This is a genomic window from uncultured Bradyrhizobium sp. (assembly GCF_936943645.1).
In the GTDB taxonomy this organism is placed as follows: Bacteria; Pseudomonadota; Alphaproteobacteria; order Rhizobiales; family Xanthobacteraceae; genus Bradyrhizobium.
The window spans coordinates 1-19,902 of the sequence record NZ_CAKZJO010000040.1; the positions used below are offsets into that span (position 1 = coordinate 1).

At 64.4% G+C, this 19,902-nt stretch carries 18 protein-coding genes; 7 read left to right on the forward strand and 11 right to left on the reverse strand.

The window, feature by feature from the left end:
- Nucleotides 1–106 precede the first annotated feature (106 nt).
- Complete coding sequence (gene phbB, locus Q0743_RS04865; RefSeq protein ID WP_100180835.1) at nt 107–832, reverse strand: acetoacetyl-CoA reductase; 726 nt, start codon at nt 830–832, stop codon at nt 107–109.
- A gap of 263 nt (nt 833–1,095) precedes the next feature.
- Nucleotides 1,096–2,274 (reverse strand): acetyl-CoA C-acetyltransferase, encoded by a 1,179-nt coding sequence (locus tag Q0743_RS04870; RefSeq protein ID WP_298240453.1) that lies wholly within the window; start codon nt 2,272–2,274, stop codon nt 1,096–1,098.
- A 314-nt stretch (nt 2,275–2,588) separates the two neighbouring features.
- Between Q0743_RS04870 and phaR the strand changes: the two genes are divergently transcribed.
- Both phaR and Q0743_RS04880 read left to right on the forward strand, forming a co-directional pair.
- Nucleotides 2,589–3,179, forward strand: coding sequence for a polyhydroxyalkanoate synthesis repressor PhaR (gene phaR / locus Q0743_RS04875; protein ID WP_298240454.1), 591 nt, complete (start codon nt 2,589–2,591; stop codon nt 3,177–3,179).
- Nucleotides 3,180–3,222: 43 nt separating this feature from the next.
- Nucleotides 3,223–3,843, forward strand: a complete 621-nt coding sequence (locus tag Q0743_RS04880; RefSeq protein ID WP_298240455.1) for a trans-aconitate 2-methyltransferase — start codon at nt 3,223–3,225, stop codon at nt 3,841–3,843.
- A gap of 125 nt (nt 3,844–3,968) precedes the next feature.
- On the opposite strand, the gene Q0743_RS04885 is transcribed toward Q0743_RS04880, so the two are convergent.
- Nucleotides 3,969–4,856, reverse strand: a complete 888-nt coding sequence (locus tag Q0743_RS04885) for a branched-chain amino acid aminotransferase (protein ID WP_298240456.1) — start codon at nt 4,854–4,856, stop codon at nt 3,969–3,971.
- A gap of 117 nt (nt 4,857–4,973) precedes the next feature.
- Between Q0743_RS04885 and Q0743_RS04890 the strand changes: the two genes are divergently transcribed.
- On the forward strand, nt 4,974–5,909 hold the full coding sequence (locus Q0743_RS04890; RefSeq protein WP_298240457.1) for an alpha/beta hydrolase: 936 nt from the start codon (nt 4,974–4,976) through the stop codon (nt 5,907–5,909).
- Nucleotides 5,910–5,951: 42 nt separating this feature from the next.
- Here the strand turns inward: Q0743_RS04890 and Q0743_RS04895 are convergent, their stop codons facing one another.
- Nucleotides 5,952–6,197, reverse strand: coding sequence for a hypothetical protein (locus Q0743_RS04895; protein WP_298240458.1), 246 nt, complete (start codon nt 6,195–6,197; stop codon nt 5,952–5,954).
- A gap of 227 nt (nt 6,198–6,424) precedes the next feature.
- On the opposite strand from Q0743_RS04895, the gene Q0743_RS04900 reads away from it, so the two are divergent.
- Nucleotides 6,425–7,282 carry a hypothetical protein gene (locus Q0743_RS04900; RefSeq protein ID WP_298240525.1) on the forward strand — a complete coding sequence of 286 codons (858 nt, stop codon included), beginning with the start codon at nt 6,425–6,427 and terminating at the stop codon, nt 7,280–7,282.
- A gap of 181 nt (nt 7,283–7,463) precedes the next feature.
- On the forward strand, nt 7,464–9,047 hold the full coding sequence (locus Q0743_RS04905; RefSeq protein ID WP_298240459.1) for a sensor domain-containing diguanylate cyclase: 1,584 nt from the start codon (nt 7,464–7,466) through the stop codon (nt 9,045–9,047).
- 16 nt (nt 9,048–9,063) lie between these two features.
- On the opposite strand, the gene Q0743_RS04910 is transcribed toward Q0743_RS04905, so the two are convergent.
- From Q0743_RS04910 to Q0743_RS04920, 3 genes are all read right to left on the reverse strand, one after another.
- On the reverse strand, nt 9,064–9,624 hold the full coding sequence (locus tag Q0743_RS04910) for a carboxymuconolactone decarboxylase family protein (RefSeq protein WP_298240460.1): 561 nt from the start codon (nt 9,622–9,624) through the stop codon (nt 9,064–9,066).
- 128 nt (nt 9,625–9,752) lie between these two features.
- Nucleotides 9,753–10,898 carry a PLP-dependent cysteine synthase family protein gene (locus tag Q0743_RS04915; protein WP_298240461.1) on the reverse strand — a complete coding sequence of 382 codons (1,146 nt, stop codon included), beginning with the start codon at nt 10,896–10,898 and terminating at the stop codon, nt 9,753–9,755.
- 45 nt (nt 10,899–10,943) lie between these two features.
- Entirely contained in the window at nt 10,944–11,408 is a 465-nt protein-coding gene (locus Q0743_RS04920; protein WP_298240462.1) for an Lrp/AsnC family transcriptional regulator, read from the reverse strand.
- A gap of 159 nt (nt 11,409–11,567) precedes the next feature.
- On the opposite strand from Q0743_RS04920, the gene Q0743_RS04925 reads away from it, so the two are divergent.
- Nucleotides 11,568–12,584 (forward strand): 1-aminocyclopropane-1-carboxylate deaminase, encoded by a 1,017-nt coding sequence (locus Q0743_RS04925; protein WP_298240463.1) that lies wholly within the window; start codon nt 11,568–11,570, stop codon nt 12,582–12,584.
- 208 nt (nt 12,585–12,792) lie between these two features.
- Here Q0743_RS04925 and recQ read toward each other — a convergent pair whose 3' ends face one another.
- The 4 genes from recQ to Q0743_RS04945 all read right to left on the reverse strand — a co-directional run bounded on the left by recQ (nt 12,793) and on the right by Q0743_RS04945 (nt 18,066).
- Nucleotides 12,793–14,658, reverse strand: a complete 1,866-nt coding sequence (recQ, locus tag Q0743_RS04930; protein WP_298240464.1) for a DNA helicase RecQ — start codon at nt 14,656–14,658, stop codon at nt 12,793–12,795.
- A 247-nt stretch (nt 14,659–14,905) separates the two neighbouring features.
- Nucleotides 14,906–15,649: a polysaccharide deacetylase family protein gene (locus Q0743_RS04935; protein WP_367184845.1), complete on the reverse strand. Its 744-nt coding sequence runs from the start codon at nt 15,647–15,649 to the stop codon at nt 14,906–14,908.
- A gap of 62 nt (nt 15,650–15,711) precedes the next feature.
- Entirely contained in the window at nt 15,712–16,752 is a 1,041-nt protein-coding gene (locus Q0743_RS04940) for a homoserine O-succinyltransferase (protein ID WP_298240466.1), read from the reverse strand.
- A 12-nt stretch (nt 16,753–16,764) separates the two neighbouring features.
- Entirely contained in the window at nt 16,765–18,066 is a 1,302-nt protein-coding gene (locus tag Q0743_RS04945) for an O-acetylhomoserine aminocarboxypropyltransferase/cysteine synthase family protein (RefSeq protein WP_298240467.1), read from the reverse strand.
- Between the two features lie 506 nt (nt 18,067–18,572).
- On the opposite strand from Q0743_RS04945, the gene Q0743_RS04950 reads away from it, so the two are divergent.
- Nucleotides 18,573–19,871 (forward strand): TadE/TadG family type IV pilus assembly protein, encoded by a 1,299-nt coding sequence (locus Q0743_RS04950; RefSeq protein WP_298240468.1) that lies wholly within the window; start codon nt 18,573–18,575, stop codon nt 19,869–19,871.
- Nucleotides 19,872–19,902: the final 31 nt, after the last annotated feature.

The window sequence follows — 19,902 nt, forward strand, 5'->3', positions numbered from 1 at the left end:
CCATCCACGTTCATCCGTGGCGACGGTCGTTGTAAGGCCGTGGATGCCCGGGACAAGCCCGGGCATGACGGGACATTGGCTTATGATCGCACCTGATGCGATCGCATCACACCATGTACTGGCCGCCGTTGACCGTCAGCGTCGAGCCGGTGATGAAACCGGACTCGTCGGCCGCGAGGAACACGACCGCGCGCGCGATCTCCTCGGGCTCGCCGAGCCGGTTGGCCGGGATTTGCGGGATCACGTTCTTCTCGAGAACGTCCTTCGGCACCGCCTGCACCATCTCGGTGTTGATGTAGCCGGGGCAGATCGCGTTCACGGTGATGCCGCCCTTGGCGTTCTCCAGCGCGAGCGCCTTGGTGAAGCCGATGTCGCCGGCCTTCGCCGCGGAATAATTGACCTGGCCGAACTGTCCTTTCTGGCCGTTGATCGACGAGATCGAGATGATGCGGCCGAACTTGCGCGAGCGCATGCCCTCGATGACCTGGCGTGTCATGTTGAAGAGCGAGCCGAGATTGGTGTTGATGACGGCGTTCCACTGCTCGAGCGTCATCTTGTGGAAGGCGGTGTCGCGGGTGATGCCGGCATTGTTGACGAGCACCTCGATCGGCCCGAGATCGGCCTCGACCTTCTTCACGCCTTCGGCACAGGCATCGAAACTGCTGACGTCCCATTTGTAGACGGCAATGCCGGTCTCGGCCTTGAACTTCTCCGCGGCCGCGTCGTTGCCGGCATAGCTCGCAGCAACCTTGTAGCCAGCCGCCTTCAGTGCCTTGCTGATCGCAGCACCGATGCCCCGCGTACCACCCGTGACCAATGCAACACGTGCCATATCGTATTCCTTCCCTTGGACTCTTCCTTGGACTCTTCGGACGTTTCTGGAGTGATTGTTTTTAGCGTTGGATTATGCGGGTGGTTTGACGGACATCAAGAACAAAACGCCCGGCGTTGAGCCGGGCGTTTGTATTTAGTCGAGGCCTGCGCGGTTGCGAAGAATATTTGATTTGCAACCGCTGCCTTTTTAATCGCGTGCAACGCACTCACCGACGTGTGCAGCGCACGCGCAACAGCATGTCAGCTTCGCGTCAGTTACCTTCAGTCGCGCGCCAGACACATCGCGATACCCATGCCGCCGCCGATGCACAGCGTGGCAAGGCCCTTCTTCGAATCGCGCTTCTGCATCTCGTGCAGCAAGGTCACCAGCACACGTGCGCCGGATGCGCCGACGGGATGACCGATCGCGATCGCGCCGCCGTTGACGTTGACCTTGGAGGTATCCCAGCCGAGGTCCTTGTTGACGGCACAAGCCTGCGCTGCGAAGGCCTCGTTGGCTTCGATCAGATCGAGATCGCCGACGTTCCAGCCGGCCTTCTTCAGCGCGGCGCGCGAGGCCGGGATCGGGCCCGAGCCCATGATCTTCGGATCGACGCCGGCCTGCGCCCAGGACACGATGCGCGCGAGCGGCTTCTTGCCTTCCTTGGCCGCCTGCTTGGCGGTCATCAGCACCACGGCGGCGGCGCCGTCATTGATGCCGGAGGCAGAGCCCGCGGTGACCGTGCCATCCTTCTCGAAGGCGGGACGGAGCTTGGCCATCGCGTCGAGCGTCGCGCCATGACGCGGATATTCGTCGGCACTGACGACGGTGTCGCCCTTGCGGCCCTTGATGGTGACGGGGACGATCTCGTCGTTGAACTTGCCCGCCTTCTGCGCCGCCTCGGCCTTCTGCTGCGAGGCGACCGCGAACTCGTCCTGCTGGGCGCGGGTGATCTGCCACTGCCGCGCAACGTTCTCGGCGGTGTTGCCCATGTGGTAGCCGTTGAAGGCATCCCACAGGCCGTCCTTGATCATGGTGTCGACAAACTCGACCGCGCCCATCTTGACGCCGCCACGCAGATACTGGGCGTGCGGGGCCATGCTCATGGATTCCTGGCCGCCAGCGACCACGATTTCGGAATCGCCGTTGAGCAGCGCCTGATAGCCGAGCGCAACCGTGCGCAGGCCGGAGCCGCAAAGCTGGTTCACACCCCAGGCCGGGCTCTCCACCGGGATGCCGGCGGCGATCGAGGCCTGGCGGGCCGGGTTCTGGCCCTGGGCGGCGGTCAGGATCTGCCCCATGATGACTTCGGAGACGCGGCCGGGCTCGATGCCAGCGCGCTCCAGCGCGGCCTTGATGGCGACGGCGCCGAGATCATGGGCGGGAAGGGTCGCGAACGCTCCGTTGAAGCTTCCGACCGGGGTGCGGGCGGCGCTGACGATGACGACATCGTCTGACATGGGCATCTCCTGAGGCTTGAGGTTCTTTGAAAGGGGCAGGCGGGGCTAAAGAAACGGCTCGCCAGTCTCGTGAGCCATCCTGTTAACGTCGTTGAGGCATGTCAATCGGCCGGCGACCGAATTCATGCCGCAGCGCATTCAAAATAGCGTTCTTGGCGCTTTCGCAAGCAAGATTTTGCTCCGCGATTAACCGTGCCGCACAAAACGGTAGCGTAAGCCCTTTGAAAATGCTTATTTTGTTGCGTTGCGTACTCTTCCCGCCCTGCGGCATGGCCCGCCGGGTTCCCGTTCTCCGCGTTTGCAAGTGAGAGCCCATGGCGAAATCAGACCAACCCACGACCATCAAGAAATACGCGAACCGCCGGCTCTATAACACCGGGACGAGCACCTACGTGACGCTGGAAGACCTCGCCGCGATGGTCAAGGATGGCGAGGATTTCCTGGTCTATGACGCCAAGACCGGCGACGACATCACCCGCTCCGTGCTCGCCCAGATCATCTTCGAGCAGGAGAACAAGGCCGGCCAGAACCTGCTTCCCACTACCTTCCTGCGCCAGCTCATTCGCTTCTACGGCGACAGCATGCAGATGGTGGTGCCGAAATATCTGGAACAATCGATCGCGACCCTGACCCAGGAGCAAGAGAAGTTCCGCAAGCAGATTGCCAACACGCTGTCCGGCACTCCTTTTGCTCCGTTGGAAGAACAGGTCCGCCGCAACATGGAGCTGTTCCAGCAGACCTTCTCGATGTTCAAGCCCTTCGCCCAGCCGCAGCGCTCGACGGCGGCCGAGCCGGAACCCGACGCGAATGCCGAGGCGCCGAAGGACAGCAACATCGACGATCTGCGCCAGCAGATGAAGGAAATGCAGGATCGCCTGGAGCGGATGTCGAAGAAGGACGAGTAGGTCATCCTTCTCCTCGGCAGCCGAACGAGCCGGAGGATACGACATGTCCGACCGAAGCTCCCATTGGGACGGAGTCTACGCCACCAAGGGCGAGGCCGAGGTCAGCTGGTTTCAGCATAGCCCCTCGACCTCGCTCGCGATGATCCGGGCGGCCGGCCCAGATCATGACGCGGCCATCATCGATATCGGCGGCGGCGCGTCCCGTCTGGTCGATGCATTGTTGCAGGACGGATATCGCGACGTCTCCGTGCTGGATCTCTCCGCCAACGCGCTTGACGCCGCCAGGAAGCGCATCGGCCCCGCCGCATCAGCGGCCAACTGGATCGTTGCCGACGCCACGACGTGGCAGCCCGCGAAGACTTACGAGGTCTGGCACGATCGTGCTGCCTTTCACTTCCTGACCGATCCCCGCGACAGGGCGGCCTACGTTGAACGCCTGCGGTCTGCGGTTGCCCCCGGCGGCCACATCATCATTGCGACGTTCGCGCCCGACGGTCCGGAGAAGTGCAGCGGCCTGCCGGTGCAGCGCCATGACAGCGCGAGCCTTCTGGCGGAGCTCGGGCCGGATTTCGAGCTGGTCGAGACCCGGCGCGAGACGCATCATACGCCGTGGGATTCGACGCAAGCGTTTCAGTTCAGCCGGTTTGGGCGGCGAGGCTCGTGAGCGAACGCCGCACGCGCCACAGGCTCGTCATTGCGAGCGCAGCGAAGCAATCCAGACTGCCGCCGCGGAAAGATTCTGGATTGCTTCGTCGCAAGGGCTCCTCGCAATGACGGAGTGCGCGGCGCCTACGCCGCCAGCTTCACCGCATGCGCAAAATCCCAATAGAGCTTTCGTGCCTTGGCGTAGAACGGGCCCGGCTTCAGCTCGCGCTCGTCGATGCGGATCACGGGCGCGACCTTGGCGAAATTGCCGGTGGAGAAGATCTCGTCCGCCGCCAGGAAATCGGCATAGCGCAGCGTCTTCTCGACCACGGTGACGCCGTCGCCGCGCAGCAGGCTGATGACGCGCTGGCGCGTGATGCCGTTGAGGAAGGTCCCGTTCGGCACCGGCGTGAAGACCACACCGTCCTTGGCCATGAACACGTTGGAATTGCCGAACTCGGCGACGTTGCCGAGCATGTCGAGCATCAAGGCGTTCTGGAAGCCGCGCGAGGCGGCTTCCGCAAGCGCGCGCGAATTGTTCGGATAGAGGCAGGCCGCCTTGGCCTCGACCGGCGCGCATTCGGCGGTGGGCCGGCGGAACGGCGACAGCGTGATGGCGTTGCCTGTTGGCTTCGGCATCGGCGCCTCGTAGATGCACAGGCACCAATTGGTGGTTTCAGGATCGAACAGCACGCCGCCGCCCGAGCCGTTCTGCGCCCAGTACATCGGACGGACATAGAGCTCGGCATTGGCCGCAAAGCGCGCAATGCCTTCGGTCGAGAGACCGAGCCAGGTGCCGGTATCGACGACCGGCTTCAGGCCGAAATTGATCGCGGATTGGTTGGCGCGCGCGACGTGACGGTCGAGATCGGGCGCGACGCCCTCGAAGGCGCGCGCACCGTCGAACACCACCGAGCCGAGCCAGGCCGCATGCGTGCGCGGCCCCATGATCGGCACGTTGCCGTCGTGCCATTTGCCCTCGAAGAAGGTCCAGCTCGGCGAGTATTCGATCGGTTTCTTGATCTCGGCCATATCAGGCCTCCTTTGGCGTGATGCCGCATTATAGCGCCACTATTGGGCGCAACATCTAAAGGATTCCCTGCGGGGAAGTGGTGGGCTACCCTGTCCTGCCAGGAAAAGGGAAGCAGCATGCCGCTCGATCCGCTCGCAAAGCGCTTGTTGACCATGATGGCCGCGGCTGCGCCACAGGCGAGAGCCCGGCCGAGCGTGGAGGCGCGGCGGCAATCGCTGGCAAAACTGATGCAGTTTGCCCGCACCGATGCGCCTGGCGTGACGACGCGCGACGGCGTGCTGCCCGGCCGCGTGGGCGAGGTGCCCTATCGTCTCTACGCGCCTGCAAATGCCGAGGAGCTTGCGCCGGGCTTCGTGTTCTTTCATGGCGGCGGTCTCGTTGCCGGCGGCATCGCCACGCATGACCGCATCGCGGCAGCGCTGGCGCATGCCACCGGCTGCCACCTCGTCTCGGTCGACTACCGGCTCGCGCCGGAGCACCAATTTCCCGCCGCCGTCGAGGACGCGATCGCCGCCACCGAATGGGTTGCGCGCGAGGCCGCCTCGCTCGGCATCGACGCGGATCGCCTGGTGGTCGGCGGCGATTCCGCCGGCGCAACGCTCGCGGCCATCGTATGCCAGGAAGCGGCACAGACCGCAGGCCTTGCCATCGCCGCGCAATGTCTGATCTGCCCAGTGCTGGATTTCGAGGAGACCTCGCCCTCACGCGAAGCCTTTGCCGAGGGCCATCTGATCGACCGCGTCACGATCGAGGCTGATCTCGCCGACTATCTGCCTGAGGGCATCGACACCGCCGATCCCCGCGTGTCTCCCCTGCGCGCAACACGGGTCGCTGGCCTGCCGACCGCGATCATCCACACTGCCGAATACGACCCGATGCGCGATGAAGGCAATGCCTATGCCCGCAAGCTGCTCGCCGCGGGCGTCGCCGTCGAGCATGTCTGCCACGACGGCATGGTTCACAATTTCCACGCCATGGGGGCCATCCTGCCGCAAGCGCAGCTGGTGCTGTCGCAGATCGGCGAGCAGGTGCGGCGAGCGGTGGAGAGATAGGGCACTTTCTTACCCTCACCCGTCGCGGGAGAAGGAAGAAATTTACGCGCGCGCGTCGATCACGGCCCGGGCGGCCATGACGTAGTCAGGCCAATGCGTGTCCGCATAGCGCTCCGCCCGGCGGGCACAGGTGACGTCGGGCGCATGCGCGGCCGCGATCATGCGCGCAAAGCGTTCCTCGGCAACCGTCGTGTCATCGGGCACCGGCGCGGGCGCAGCCGCCGCGGCGGCGGGAGCGACGGCAAGCCCCGCCATTCCAGCGAGCAGGATGCGGCGTGACGTGGTCATGGCTGTCGTCCTCCGTTGTCCGGCCGATCTCGACCGGCGAGCGAGTCAGTGCGATCGCGGCAAGGTAGCCGCGCCCGTCGATGCAGTCCATGGTTTGCGGATAGCGCTTGACCGCGGGAATGATCACGTTCCATCTAGCTCACGATTTCGCCAGCACGGCCCACGCGTCGGATTGTCACGTGTCCCCTCACCGCCCACCGCTTCGTCCGACCTTGCGCATTATCGCGATGGCACTGGCCTGTCTGGTGGCTTCGGCCAGCGCGGCCTTCGCCGCCGACGATGAGGAGGATGCACCGGCGAAGCCCGCGACCCCGAACCTCTATCTCGATCTGCGTACGAGCTATGCGACGATCCCGGCGGGGACGCTCGGGCTGGGCTTCGGCACCACATCGCTCTCGACCGCGCTCGAGGCTTTGGCGGTGCGCAGAGGTGTGACACTGCCGAACGGCCTGCCTGCTGCGAAATCGATTGCCGTCGACCTGCCGCTGACCGTCGATGTCACCGACCGCGTCTCGCTCTATGGCGGCGTGTCGGGCTCGACGACCGACATCGGCGGCGGCTGGTCGACGTTCGACGTCACGAGCTGGAACATTGGCGTGCAGGCCGACCTCTACCGCCAGGATGGCGGCTCGATTCCGACCATCACGCTGCAATCGACCCTGACGCAATCGGTGCCGAACGAGCAGGGCATGACGAATTCGTTCAACAACATCCTGGAATTCGACTACGCGCTCGACGAGGACGAGACGCGGGGCTGGCTGGCCGGCATGCAACATACCTACACCACCATCGCCAGCCCGTTCGCCAGCATCCGGCCAAACACGATCCTCTATGCCGGCGGCTATTACCAATGGCCGAGCAATTGGAAATTCACCGGACGCCTCGGCGTGCAGTCGTTCGGCGGCGCGCAGCTCGCCGGCCGGACGCTGGCGGAGTCCTTCACGCAGCCGATCCTGCGGCTCGACCTCGATCGCATGGATGACAACGACAACCGCTTGTTCGGCATCACCGCGCAGATCGCCTGGATGCCGAAGCCGTCCTACCAGCTGACCCTGCGAACGCCGCTCTACGCCGTGCGGAACTGACTGCGGCCACGCAGGATTTCGATGATGCGCAGCATCGGCAGTCGCCGCCGGGTGGCCGCACCGCTCCGTCAACCAATTGTTAATCCTCATCCCAAAACCCCGATTGCGTTACGCCGCCGCAAGGAAGCTTGAGCCAAACTGGACCGACCTTTCGCATCGTGTTCGCTTGGGAGGCCCGCGAATGTCCCATCTGGTTCCGGAACGGACGTTGCTTGCTGGGAAGATCTTCTTCAATTTCGGCCAGTCCACGATCGATTGCGTCGTACGCCGGCTGACCGAAGAGGCCGCAACGCTGGAGATGGAGAGCAGCCTCGGCGTGCCCGAGCGTTTCCAGCTCAGGCTGGCGGGACGCGAGATGCTGTCCTGCCGCGTGATCTGGCGGTCCGACCGGCAGGTCGGCATCGCCTTCGAGCAACCGAACGGCATCGAGCGCCACGCCGGCGAGGAACGGGGACGCTCGTCCGACGCGATGATGCGCGGGCAGATGCTCGCGCTTCGCGCGGCGCTGGATTTCGTCCCGCTCGGCATCGTGTTGCTCGATGCAAATCTGCGCGCCAGGTTGATCAACCACGCGTTCCGGCAGATGTGGCTTTTGCCGGATGACGTCGCCAACAGCTATCCGTCATTCGTGACGTTGATGCATCATGGCCGCGATACACTCGCTTACGAGATCCTGCCGGCCGAACTCGATGCCTACGTCGCCGAGCGGGTTCGTCACGTCCAGGCGGGTGACGCCTCGCCGCTCGATCTGCGCCGCACCGGCGGCGACGTCGTTCGCATGCAATGCACGCCGCTGCCCGACGGCGGGCGCATGCTGACCTATACGCCCGTCACCGACATCGTGCACTATGCCGACGAGCTCAAATTTCTGCGCGACGCGCTCGAAAATGTCGAGGACGGCGTGCTGCTGCTCGATCGCGATCTCAACACCAGCTTCATGAACCGGCGGATGCGCCGATTCTGGGAAGTCAGCGAGCAGGAAGCAGCGAGCCGGCCGACCTATGCATCGCTGGTGAGCCGGGCCCATCGCGCAAGCGCGCCGAACCTGCCGGCAAATGAACTGACGCGATTTCCGGCCAGGCGGGTCGCAGAGGTCAAGGCCGGCGACCACGTCCGCGACCTGCAGACGCCGGACGGACGGCGCATCAGGGCCCATTGCACCACGATGTCGAATGGCGGCCGCATGCTGACCTATGTCGACATCACCGACCTCACGCAAAAGGCGGCGATGCTGGAGACGCTCGCGACCACCGACCCGCTCACCGGCCTCTATAATCGCCGCCACTTTCTCGAGTGCCTTGATGCCGAAGGGAGCCGGTTCCAGCGCTACTATCGCTCTGTCTCGGTGCTGATGCTCGATATCGACCACTTCAAGTCGGTCAACGATCGCTACGGCCATGCCGTGGGCGATGCCGCGATCAGGGCCGTTGCCTCCGCCTGCCTCGACGGCAAGCGCAAATCGGACATCGTCGGCCGTCTCGGCGGCGAGGAGTTTGCGATTGTGCTGCCCGAGACCAGCCTGTCGCGCGCGAAGACCGTCGCTGAACGCATCCGCAAGCGCGTGATGAGTGCGCAGATCGTGGCTGGGCACATTCAGTTCGGCGTCACCGTGAGCATCGGCATCGCGGAGGCGACCGCGAGCATGTCGGGCGTCGACGCGCTGATGAGCGCCGCCGATTCGGCGCTCTACCAGGCCAAGGCCGAGGGCCGTAATCGCTGCGTCGCCTTCGTGCCTCCCTTGCCGGCCGACAAGGCGGCGGAGTGACCGAAGGCTGCTTCTGTTACTCCGGCACGGGCACGTCGAACGTGTTGAGCGTGACCGAAACCATGCAATAGACGCCGACGAGATAGGACAACTCCGCCGCGCCGTGCTCGCCGAATTCCTTCACGCCAGCGCGATAAGTCAGCTCGGGCAGCACGCCGCCGCTCACCAGTGCCGAAGCCATGTCGTAGGCGACCGCCTCCTGCTTGGTGAGATCGGCCGGCCGCTGGCCGGCGACGATGGTCGCGAGCTTCTCGTCGGAGAGGCCGCGCTGCTCGGCCACCAGCACATGGGCATAGAGCTCGTAGCCGGAACGGAAATGCGAGCCGGTGACGAGGATCGCGACCTCGCGCACCGGAGCCGGCAGCAGCGGGTTCGACGCGATCGCCTTGACCAGATCCCACACAGGCTTGCCGAAGCGCGGCTCGCGGACCCAGGGATTCCAGGGTCCGAGCAACGCACCGTCCTCGCGCATGTTCACGAAGCCCTTGAAATGGTCCTTGATGCCGGCCCGCATGTCGTCATAGAGCGGCTTCTGTTCGGCGGTCAGATCCTTGGGATCGAGAATGGGAAGGCGCACGGCGGGAGTCTCCTCGTTGAGAGGGCGCGAGGCTCGCCTGCTCCCCCGCGCAAGGCAAGTGAAGTTGCCGTGACGGCCGTGCAATTCTGCAAATGGCGGGGAGACATGGATTGGAGCCCGTCGAGGCTTCACACGTTCTGCGGATTGACGACGTCGTCGACGTCCAGCGCCAGTGGCGCACCTGTCTCGAGGAACGACGACAGCGCCGCTTCGAACGGCGCCGGATCGAGACCGCGCGCCTTCAGCCATTCGCCCTCATAATAGGTCTGTCGATAGCGCTCGCCGGAATCGCAGATCAGCGTCACCAGCGACCCTGCTACGTTCGCCTGCCGCATCTCGGACGCGAGGCGGCACAATGCCAGGAAATTGGTGCCGGTGGAGCCGCCGACCGCCCGACGCAGCCGGCGCGACAGCACGTTCATCGCCGCGATCGTCGCCGCATCCGGGATCTTCATCATGCGGTCGACCACACCAGGCACGAAGGACGGTTCGCAGCGCGGCCGTCCGACGCCCTCGATCAGCGACGGCCGGTCGCAAACACGGGAGCGGTCCTGCGAGCGGAAGCAGTCAAAGAAAGCGGAGTGCTCGACATCGGCGACGCACAGCCGCGTCGGATACTGGCGATAGCGCAAATAGCGGCCGATGGTGGCCGAGGTGCCGCCGGTCCCCGCGCCCATCACGATCCAATCCGGCAGCGGACGCGGCTCGCCCTGCAATTGGCTGAAGATCGATTCGGCGATGTTGTTGTTGCCGCGCCAGTCCGTGGCGCGCTCGGCGAAGGTGAACTGGTCCATGTAATGGCCGTTCAGACGGGCGGCGAGCGCAGCCGCCTCCGCATAGAGCGCGCGGCCGTCGTCGATCAGATGGCAGTTGCCGCCATAATGCTCGATCGCCGCGATCTTCTCCGCCGAGGTCGTGCGCGGCATCACGGCATAGAAAGGCACGCCGATCATCTCGGCGAAATAGGCCTCCGACACCGCGGTCGATCCCGAGGAAGCCTCGACCACGGGCGTGCCTTCGCGGATGTGACCGTTGCAGAGCGCGTAAAGAAACAGCGAACGCGCCAGGCGATGCTTCAGGCTGCCGGTCGGATGCGTGGACTCGTCCTTCAGATAGATGTCGATGCCCGACAGCGCCGGCACGATCAGCCGGATCAGGTGCGTATCGGCGGTGCGGCACTGGTCGGCCTCGATCGCGGCGACGGCTTCGTCCACCCAGCCGCGCCGATAGGTCGGCCCGGCCGGATTGTGCTGGCGGAAGGGGAAAGTCTGCATCGAACGAATCTTTCATGATGCGTTTCGCGCATCAATAGCCTTCGCTCAGAATTCCAGCGGCGCGTTGTCGACGACCTCCTTCATCACGAAGAACGTGCGGGTCTGGCGCACGCCGGGCAGCGCGATGAGCTGCTCGCCGTGGATGCGGTTGAAATCCTCCATGTCGCCGACCCGGATCTTGAGGAAATAGTCGAAGTCGCCGGCGACCAGGTGACAGTCGAGCACGAATTTCAGTCTTGCGATCGCCTGCTCGAAGGTCGCAAAGCTCTCCGGCGTCGAGCGGTCGAGCACGACACCGACCATCACCAGCGTGCCCTTGGCCACCTTCTTGGGCGCGACCATGGCGCGCACGGCGGCAATGAAACCGTCCTCGAACAGCCGGTGGGTGCGGCGATGGCAGGTCGCGGGGCTGATTGCCACGGTTTCCGCGAGCTCGGCATTGCTCAGTCGGCCGTTATTCTGCAGCAATCTCAGGATCTTAAGGTCGGTGCGATCAAGCCGGGCAGCCATGAAAGAAGCTTTCATATAGTTCCAATAACTTGAGAGATTTCTTAGCACTATTCGTCGTTAGCGCAAGAATTCGCGCAATGTGGGCGCAGTATTTGAGAGCACATTTTCAGGGAGCGGTGCTAGGCAGCAGCCAGCATCAACGCCAATCGGGATGACCCCATGAAGCTCGACAAATTTCCGCGCTATCCGCTGACCTTCGGCCCGACGCCCATCGAGAAGCTGGAGCGGCTGTCGAAGCATCTCGGCGGCAATGTCGAGGTCTATGCCAAGCGCGAGGACTGCAATTCCGGCCTTGCCTATGGCGGCAACAAGCTGCGCAAGCTCGAATACATCATCCCCGACGCGATCGCCTCCAACGCCGACACGCTGGTCTCGATCGGCGGCGTGCAGTCGAACCACACCCGCATGATCGCGGCCGTCGCCGCCAAGATCGGCATGAAGTGCCGCCTGGTGCAGGAAGCCTGGGTGCCGCACGAGGACGCCGTCTATGACCGCGTCGGCAACATCATGCTCTCGCGCATCATGGGCGCCGACGTGCGCCTGGTCGACGACGGCTTCGACATCGGCATCCGCAAGAGCTGGGAGCAGGCGATTGAGGAAGTCAAAGCGGCGGGCGGCAAGCCCTACGCGATCCCCGCCGGTGCCTCCGTGCACAAATTCGGCGGCCTCGGCTATGTCGGCTTCGCCGAGGAAGTGCGCAAGCAGGAAGCCGAGCTCGGCTTCAAGTTCGACTACATCGTGGTCTGCACCGTCACCGGCTCCACCCATGCCGGCATGCTGGTCGGCTTCGCCGCCGACGGCCGCGCCAGAAGGGTGATCGGCATCGATGCATCTTTCACGCCTGATCAGACCAAGGCCCAGGTGCTCGATATCGCGCAGAACACGGCAAAGCTCGTCGAGCTCGGCAAGGATCTCGTCGCCGACGACGTCGTGCTGATCGAGGACTACGCCTATCCCGCCTATGGCGTGCCCTCGGAAGAGACCAAGGAGGCGATCCGCCTCACCGCGCGCCTCGAGGGCATGATCACCGACCCCGTCTATGAGGGCAAGTCGATGCAGGGCCTGATCGACCTCGCGAAGAAAGGCTATTTCGAGAAGGGCGCGAAGATCCTCTACGCCCATCTCGGCGGCGCGCCCGCGCTGAACGGATACGCGTATGCGTTCAGGAATGGGTGAGGGAGGCATAGCGCTCGCGCCTCAGACACCGCCGTCGTCCCGGGCAAGCGTCAGCGCAGACCCGGGACCCATACGCCGCGGCAGTCGTTTTGCGAAGACTCGGAGTTGCCAGCGCGTCGCAGCAACTTCGTCTTGTGGCCATGGATCCCGGATCTGCGCGCGCTTTGGGCGCGCTTGTCCGGGATGACGGTGTGGAGAGATCGGGCGCCTACCGCGTCCTGACGATCTGCAGCAGCTCGTCGCCGTAGTGCTCGAGCTTCTTGTCGCCGATGCCGGGGACGTTGCGAAGCTCGTCCAGCGTGGTTGGCCAGGCCCGGACGATGCCGTCGATGGTGGCATCGTGCAGCACGACATAGGCCGGCACGCCACGCTCGCGCGCGATGTCTGACCGCCAGGACCGCAGCCGCGCGCGCAGCTCGGGATCGACATCGCCTTGGGGCGTGCCCGCCGAGGGCGCGAGATCGCTGCGCCGGGACTTGGCGCGGCTGGCGCGAACGCGGGTCTGCGGCGCCTCCTCGCGCAGCCAGACCTCCGTTTCGCCGCGCAGCACGCCGCGTGCGCTCTCCGTCAGCTTCAGCGCGCCATAGGCTTCGCTGTCGCTCTGCAAATGGCCCATCGCCACCAATTGCCTCAGCACTGTGCGCCACTGCTTCTCGTTGAGCTCGCGGCCGATGCCGAACACCGACAGTTTGTCGTGGCCGAACTGCGTCACCTTCTCGGTCAGGCGGCCGACCAGCACGTCGATCAGATGCATCGCGCCGAAACGTTGCCCGGTGCGGTAGACGCAGGACAACAGCTTCTGCGCCAGCACCTTGCCGTCACGCATCTTCGGCGGCGTCAGGCAGTTGTCGCAATTGCCGCAACTCTCACCCATCACGATCTCGCCGAAATAGGCGAGCAGGCGCCGGCGCCGGCAGTGCGGCGTTTCGGCAAGGCCGACCAGGGCATCGAGCTTGCCGATCGAGACCCGCTTGAAGTCGTCGGAAGCGCTGGACTCGTCGATCATGCGGCGCTGCTGCACGATGTCCGAGAGGCCGTAGGCCATCCAGGCCGCCGACGGCTTGCCGTCGCGGCCGGCGCGGCCCGTCTCCTGGTAATAGGCCTCGATGCTCTTGGGCAGGTCGAGATGGGCGACGAAGCGGACGTCCGGCTTGTCGATGCCCATGCCGAACGCGACGGTCGCCACGATGACGATACCGTCCTCGTTGAGAAAGCGGTCCTGGTTGCGCGAACGGACACTGCTGTCGAGCCCCGCGTGATAGGGCAGTGCCGCAATGCCGGCGTCATCGAGCGCGGCGGCGACCTCCTCCACCCGATTGCGCGACAGGCAGTAGACCACGCCGGCATCGCCCATGTGACGCTCGCGGATGAACTCCTTGAGCTGCGACACGGCGCTGCGCTTGTCGACGATCTCGTAGCGGATGTTCGGACGATCGAAGCTGGAGACGAATTGCGGCGCGCCGGTCAATTGAAGCCGCTCGACAATCTCCTTGCGCGTCAGCTCGTCGGCAGTCGCGGTCAGCGCGATGCGCGGCACGTCGGGAAACCGCTCGGCGATGACGGAGAGGCCGACATATTCGGGCCGGAAATCATGACCCCATTGCGAGACGCAATGCGCTTCGTCGATCGCGAACAGCGCGACCTTCGCCTGCGCGAGCAGCGACAGGCAGCGTGGCGTGACCAGGCGTTCCGGCGCGACATAGAGCAGATCGAGATCGCCCGCGAGCAAGCGCCGCTCGATCTCGGAGGCTTCCTGGAACGACAGCGACGAATTCAGCGCCGCGGCATTGACGCCGGCCTCGATCAGTCCCGCGACCTGATCTCGCATCAGCGCGATCAATGGCGACACCACGATGCCGCAGCCCTCGCGCAGCAGCGAGGGAAGCTGGTAGCACAGCGATTTGCCGCCGCCGGTCGGCATCAAGACCAGGCAATTGCCGCCATCCGTGACGTGCCTGACGATCTCACCCTGCGCGCCGCGGAAACCCGGCAGGCCGAACACCGAATGCAGCACCGACAGCGCGTCGCGGCCGTTGGCCGGCGCAGGCAGCGAAGCAGTGGAAGGAGCGGACATCGGAGGCTGGAACCAGGACCGTGGATTCGTCACAAGGCCAGTCGCATGGCGGGACGAGCGTGGCAAGACCGTTTGAGGGGCGCACCGCTGCTTCCACTCCCTCTCCCCGTTCTTACGGGGAGAGGGGTGGGGTGAGGGGCCTCTCTCCCCGCATGAGATCGTCGACGGACCTGTACCCCCCTCACCCGGATCGCATCTCCGATGCAATCCGACCTCTCCCCGCAAGCGGGGAGAGGTGAAGTAAATACTACGCCCCGATCCTTCGCAGCGCTTCGGCCACCGTCACGATCGGCATGTTGCGCCGTCCAGCGGCCTCCAGCGCATGGCGCATCAGCTTCGGCGTGCAGCCATAGGGGCTCGGCGCGTTCGCAACGTCATGGCCGTAGAAGATGAGCCATCCCCCGCTCGCGACGGCCTCGTCGAAATAGCGATCGACGCCTGCTTTGTCGATCTCGCGATCGACCAGGGGCGAAGCGCGCAGGAACTGGAGATCGATGACGTCGCTGTTGACGCCGGGGAGGATGCCGCGCGCCGAACGGAAAGCCTTGGCGAGCTGCGGCTTGCGCCAGACCGAGGCGATCCCATAGGGATAGGCGAAGTTCTCCAGATTGATCGACGAATCGATCGCGCGGAAATAGCAACGATTCTGGTCGATCTCGCGCGCCATCGCAGCCTCGTCGAGATTGGCCGAGCTCTGGTGCGAGAAGGTGTGGCAGGCGATCTCGTGACCTCTGCGGTGAAGCCGAACGATCGCATCGTCCGACAAGCCGTGCCAATGATCCGACGGTTGACCGATCAGGCTGCCGGCGAGATAGAACGTGCCTCGGCCGCCATGCTGTTCCAAAAGCTCGGCCCCCTCGCCTGCGGCGCTGTCGGGGGCATCGTCGAAGGTGAAGCTCACGATCGGCGCGTGCGCCGGCAGCCGGTGCGGCGCGGCGCGGAAATGCCGGGCCAGCCGATTGCTCACGCGTCCCTGGAGTGCCGACCACACGATCGCGTTCCCGTGATTACATATTTCCGTACTGAAACATTCGCGTGCCGGTCGAGGCAAGCTTAACGCCTGGGTAATCCTAACGCGGAACCAACGTCTTTCGATTGACGCGCAGGAACCGACGCCTCGGCTTCAGCGCTGAGATATTGCAGCCAATTGCGGAAAAGCACCGCCGCCGCGCTGCCGGCGCCGATATCCGCCCGCAAATTCAGCGCGGGCAGCTCGTTGGTGAGGGCCGGGTGGCGCTGGTGCGCCGCCTTCTTCTCGAAGCGGGCGAGTTTCTCTTCCGTCGCTGCGTCAAAATAGCTCACGGGCAGGCGCGGATAATTATCCCGCTCCCGCGCGAGATAGCGGCCGATATCGCGCAGATATTCGCGCTGGAGCGACAATGCGTCGTATTCCGGGTGACCCTGGAAGAACACAAAGCGGCTGGCATACTGGCGGACGAAAACGTCGACGCCGGCCGTCTCGGAGCGAGTCAGCACCTGATACCCGGCCTCCACCAAATCGCTCTCCGCGATCTCGTTCAGGCGCGAATGCGAGACCTTCAGTGGCCCCGATGCGGCGCGCGTCATGGAATCACTCGTCACGACATCGCAATCGAAGATGCCGTGGCATTTGGCCGGCAACCGCCGCCGGGCGATGCTGTCCAGATGCAGCACCGCCGCATGCGCGGCAAGGCACGACCAGATGGTCGAACGCGTGTTGGCCTTGGCCCAGTCGATGAGCTCGGTGAGGTCGTGCCAGTACGGCTCCTGGTCTAGCTCGGGCGCCACCGGCTCCGCGCCGGTCACGATCAGCCCGTCGAATTTCTGCTTCTTCAGATCGGAGAGATCGGAATATTCGCTCTCGACATGCCACCGCGCTTCCGGCGATCGCTTCACGCTCGGAAGCGAGAAGCAGTGGAAGCGGATGCGGCACGGGCCTGCTGCGGCCTGGAGCAGCTTCATGAACTGCCGCTCGGTCGCCTTCAGCGCCGGATCCGGCATGTTGTTGACGAGCCCGATCGTAAGTTCGGCGCCGTGATCGCGCGCGAGATCGCGCTCGGTCGGCACCAGTGCCGGGCTCGAGATGACTTGATCCCTGTCGATCAAGATCGTCATTGGCGGAGCCGCCTACTCCGCGGCCTCGAGGCGCGCCGACCCGCAGGCCTTGTCCAGCGCCTGGTCGATGTCCTCGATGATGTCGGAGATGTGCTCGATGCCGATCGAGAGGCGGATGGTTTCCGGCAGCACGCCGGCCACGCGCTGCTGCTCTGCCGACATCTGGCGGTGGGTGGTCGAGGCCGGATGGCAGGCCAGCGACTTGGCATCGCCGATATTGACGAGGCGCGTGATCAGCTTCAGCGCATCGTAGAAGGTCTTGCCGGCTTCCATGCCGCCCTTGATGCCGAAGGTGAACAGCGAGGAGGCGTTGCCGTCCAGATACTTCTGGACCAACGGGTAATACGGACTATCGGCGAAGCCGGTGTAGTTGACCCAGGCCACACGGGAATCGCCGCGCAAAAACTCGGCGACCTTGCGGGCGTTCTCGACGTGGCGCTCCATGCGCAGCGCCACGGTCTCGATGCCCTGCAGCAGCAGGAAGGCGTTGAACGGTGACAGCACCGAGCCCATGGTACGCTGATAGACGCTGCGCGCGCGCTCGATATAGGCGGTCCGGCCGAAGCGCTCGGCATAGACGAGGCCGTGATAGGAGGCGTCCGGCTTGTTGTAGGCCGGGAAGCGCTCGGCGTATTTCGCCCACGGGAAGTTTCCGGAATCGACGATGGCGCCGCCGAGCGTGGTGCCGTGACCACCCAGGAACTTGGTCAGCGAATGCACGGCGATGTCGGCGCCGTAGTCGAACGGCTTGAGCAGGATCGGGGTTGCGACCGTGTTGTCGACGATCAACGGCACGCCATGCGCATGCGCGACCTTGGCCAGCGCCTCGATGTCGCAGACATTGCCGGCGGGATTGCCGATGGTCTCGGCGAACACCGCGCGGGTGTTCTCGTCGATCAGCTTCGCGACCGCATCCGGTCCGTCGCTCTCGGCGAAGCGGCCGGTGATGCCCTGCCGCGGCAGTATGTGCGAAAGCAGCGTGTGGGTCGTGCCATAAAGCTGCGGCACGGAAACGATGTTGCCGCCGTGATCGGCGACGTTGACGAAGGCGAAATGCAGCGCCGCCTGGCCGGTCGCGACCGCGAGCGCGCCGACGCCGCCTTCGAGCTGGGCGATGCGCTTCTCCAGCACCGCGCTGGTCGGATTGGCGATGCGGCTGTAGCGGAAGCCTTCGGCTTCGAGATTGAAGAGCGCCGCGCCGTGATCGGCGCTGTCGAAGGCATAGGCCGCGGTCTGGTAGATCGGCACGGCGACCGCGTGCGTGGTGGCTTCGGGCTCGTAACCGGCGTGAATAGCGATCGTCTCGTTGCGCATCGTGCCACCTCCGCGTGGGCGGGCCGCACTTATTGGCCTGGAATGAGGCATGTGCGTTGTCCGCCTCGCCCGTGTTAGAGGCGGGTGGTAAAGCGGACAATAATTCGCTTAGAGATCGAGGAAGTAACCCTAACACTTGTGGGCGAATTGGCCGGAATTCGGGTTAAAGCGCATTAACGAATTTGCACCCTTTGGCGGTCCGACCAGAAGCGCCGTCCGCTTCGTGGCAACGGCGCAGCATGCGCCTCCGTCCGGGGGCATCGATCCGGGACCCGTGCCGGGACGCCGGCCCAGCTTCGCAAGATCATCCTCCGCCGCGACACGATCGAGCGCCCCGCCGTCGCAATCGTCACGGCGAGGCCATCGAATCATTTCGCGACATCTCTCAAGGTCCCGGCGACACGATCCGCAATCAGCGGACATCAGCGATCATGCAACGGTCAATCGTTGCGTAAGCTCGTGGATTTTACGCTCGCGCATCGTTCTTTGCTTTGGGACATGCCGGCTTGACGAACGCCAATGAAAGTCACCTGCTCTCGCGCTTTGCCGCCGACCGGCGCGGCAACATTGCCGTCATCTTCGCGCTTGCGCTGTTGCCGCTGCTGTCCTTCGTTGGCGCCGCCGTGGACTACTCTCTTGCCACCCGAGCGCGAGCGAAGCTGATCGCAGCACTCGACGCCGCGGTGCTGGTCGCGACGGCAAAGAGTGAAATCACCAACAGCGCGTCGACCGCGCAGAGCGATGCGCTGAACACCTTCGCCGGGCAGATGTCGGCGACCGGCCTGACGGCGAAATCGGTGACCATCACCGTGACCGACAGCGTCACCACGCGCACCGCCACGGGAACGGCGTCGTCGTCCGTGACGACCTATTTCATGGGAATCCTGGGTCACAAGACCCTGGAGTTTTCGGCTTCCTCGAGCGCGGCGGCCTCGCTGCCGTCCTACATCGACTTCTACGTGCTGCTGGACAACTCGCCATCGCAGGGGCTTGGCGCCACCACGGCCGACATGACCGCGCTCCAGAGCGCGACATCCGACAGCTGTGCCTTTGCCTGCCACGACACCTACACGTCCAGCTCGAAGAAGACCAAGCAGACCAACAGCTACTACTCGATCGCGAAGAAGCTCGGAATCAAGATGCGGATCGACCTGGTGCGCGACGCGACGCAATCGCTGACGGATACTGCGACCGCGAGCCAGCTCGTCAGCAATCAGTATCGGATGGCGGTCTACACCATGGGCAGCGATTGCAGCTCGATCGGATTGACCACGATCTCGGCGCTCACGTCGAGCCTCTCCTCCGTCAAGACCGCGGTTTCCGCCGTCGACCTGATGACCATTCCCTACACAAACTACAACAACGACATGTGCACCGACTTCGACGGCATATTGTCGTCGATGAACGGCGCGATCCCGACACCCGGAGACGGTTCGTCATCCTCGCCGCAGAAATGGCTGTTCTTCGTCTCCGATGGCGTTGCCGACTACTATTATCCTTCGAGCTGCAGCCAGACCGTGATCGCCTCTTCGGGCCGATGCCAGGAGCCGCTGACAACGACGATCTGTGACACCATCAAGGCGCGCGGCGTCAAGATCGCGGTGCTCTACACCACCTATCTCGCGATCACCAACAACAGCTGGTACAACACCTACATCGCGCCATGGCGCAGTTCGATCTCGACCAAGATGCAGGCCTGCGCGACGTCCGGCTATTACTACGAGGTTTCGAGCGATTCGAGCATCAGCGATGCGTTGAGCGCGCTGTTCCAGAAGGCGATCACTTCCGCGCGTCTCACGAACTGATCGATCCTTCCCGAGGGCTCCGCGCGTGGGG

What these genes read in the sequence shown, in the direction of transcription:
- phbB (WP_100180835.1), bottom strand. Translation starts at nt 832, where the DNA reads ATGGCACGTGTTGCATTGGTCACGGGTGGTACGCGGGGCATCGGTGCT.
- Q0743_RS04870 (WP_298240453.1), bottom strand. Translation starts at nt 2,274, where the DNA reads ATGTCAGACGATGTCGTCATCGTCAGCGCCGCCCGCACCCCGGTCGGA.
- phaR (WP_298240454.1), top strand. Translation starts at nt 2,589, where the DNA reads ATGGCGAAATCAGACCAACCCACGACCATCAAGAAATACGCGAACCGC.
- Q0743_RS04880 (WP_298240455.1), top strand. Translation starts at nt 3,223, where the DNA reads ATGTCCGACCGAAGCTCCCATTGGGACGGAGTCTACGCCACCAAGGGC.
- Q0743_RS04885 (WP_298240456.1), bottom strand. Translation starts at nt 4,856, where the DNA reads ATGGCCGAGATCAAGAAACCGATCGAATACTCGCCGAGCTGGACCTTC.
- Q0743_RS04890 (WP_298240457.1), top strand. Translation starts at nt 4,974, where the DNA reads ATGCCGCTCGATCCGCTCGCAAAGCGCTTGTTGACCATGATGGCCGCG.
- Q0743_RS04895 (WP_298240458.1), bottom strand. Translation starts at nt 6,197, where the DNA reads ATGACCACGTCACGCCGCATCCTGCTCGCTGGAATGGCGGGGCTTGCC.
- Q0743_RS04900 (WP_298240525.1), top strand. Translation starts at nt 6,425, where the DNA reads ATGGCACTGGCCTGTCTGGTGGCTTCGGCCAGCGCGGCCTTCGCCGCC.
- Q0743_RS04905 (WP_298240459.1), top strand. Translation starts at nt 7,464, where the DNA reads ATGTCCCATCTGGTTCCGGAACGGACGTTGCTTGCTGGGAAGATCTTC.
- Q0743_RS04915 (WP_298240461.1), bottom strand. Translation starts at nt 10,898, where the DNA reads ATGCAGACTTTCCCCTTCCGCCAGCACAATCCGGCCGGGCCGACCTAT.
- Q0743_RS04920 (WP_298240462.1), bottom strand. Translation starts at nt 11,408, where the DNA reads ATGGCTGCCCGGCTTGATCGCACCGACCTTAAGATCCTGAGATTGCTG.
- Q0743_RS04925 (WP_298240463.1), top strand. Translation starts at nt 11,568, where the DNA reads ATGAAGCTCGACAAATTTCCGCGCTATCCGCTGACCTTCGGCCCGACG.
- recQ (WP_298240464.1), bottom strand. Translation starts at nt 14,658, where the DNA reads ATGTCCGCTCCTTCCACTGCTTCGCTGCCTGCGCCGGCCAACGGCCGC.
- Q0743_RS04940 (WP_298240466.1), bottom strand. Translation starts at nt 16,752, where the DNA reads ATGACGATCTTGATCGACAGGGATCAAGTCATCTCGAGCCCGGCACTG.
- Q0743_RS04945 (WP_298240467.1), bottom strand. Translation starts at nt 18,066, where the DNA reads ATGCGCAACGAGACGATCGCTATTCACGCCGGTTACGAGCCCGAAGCC.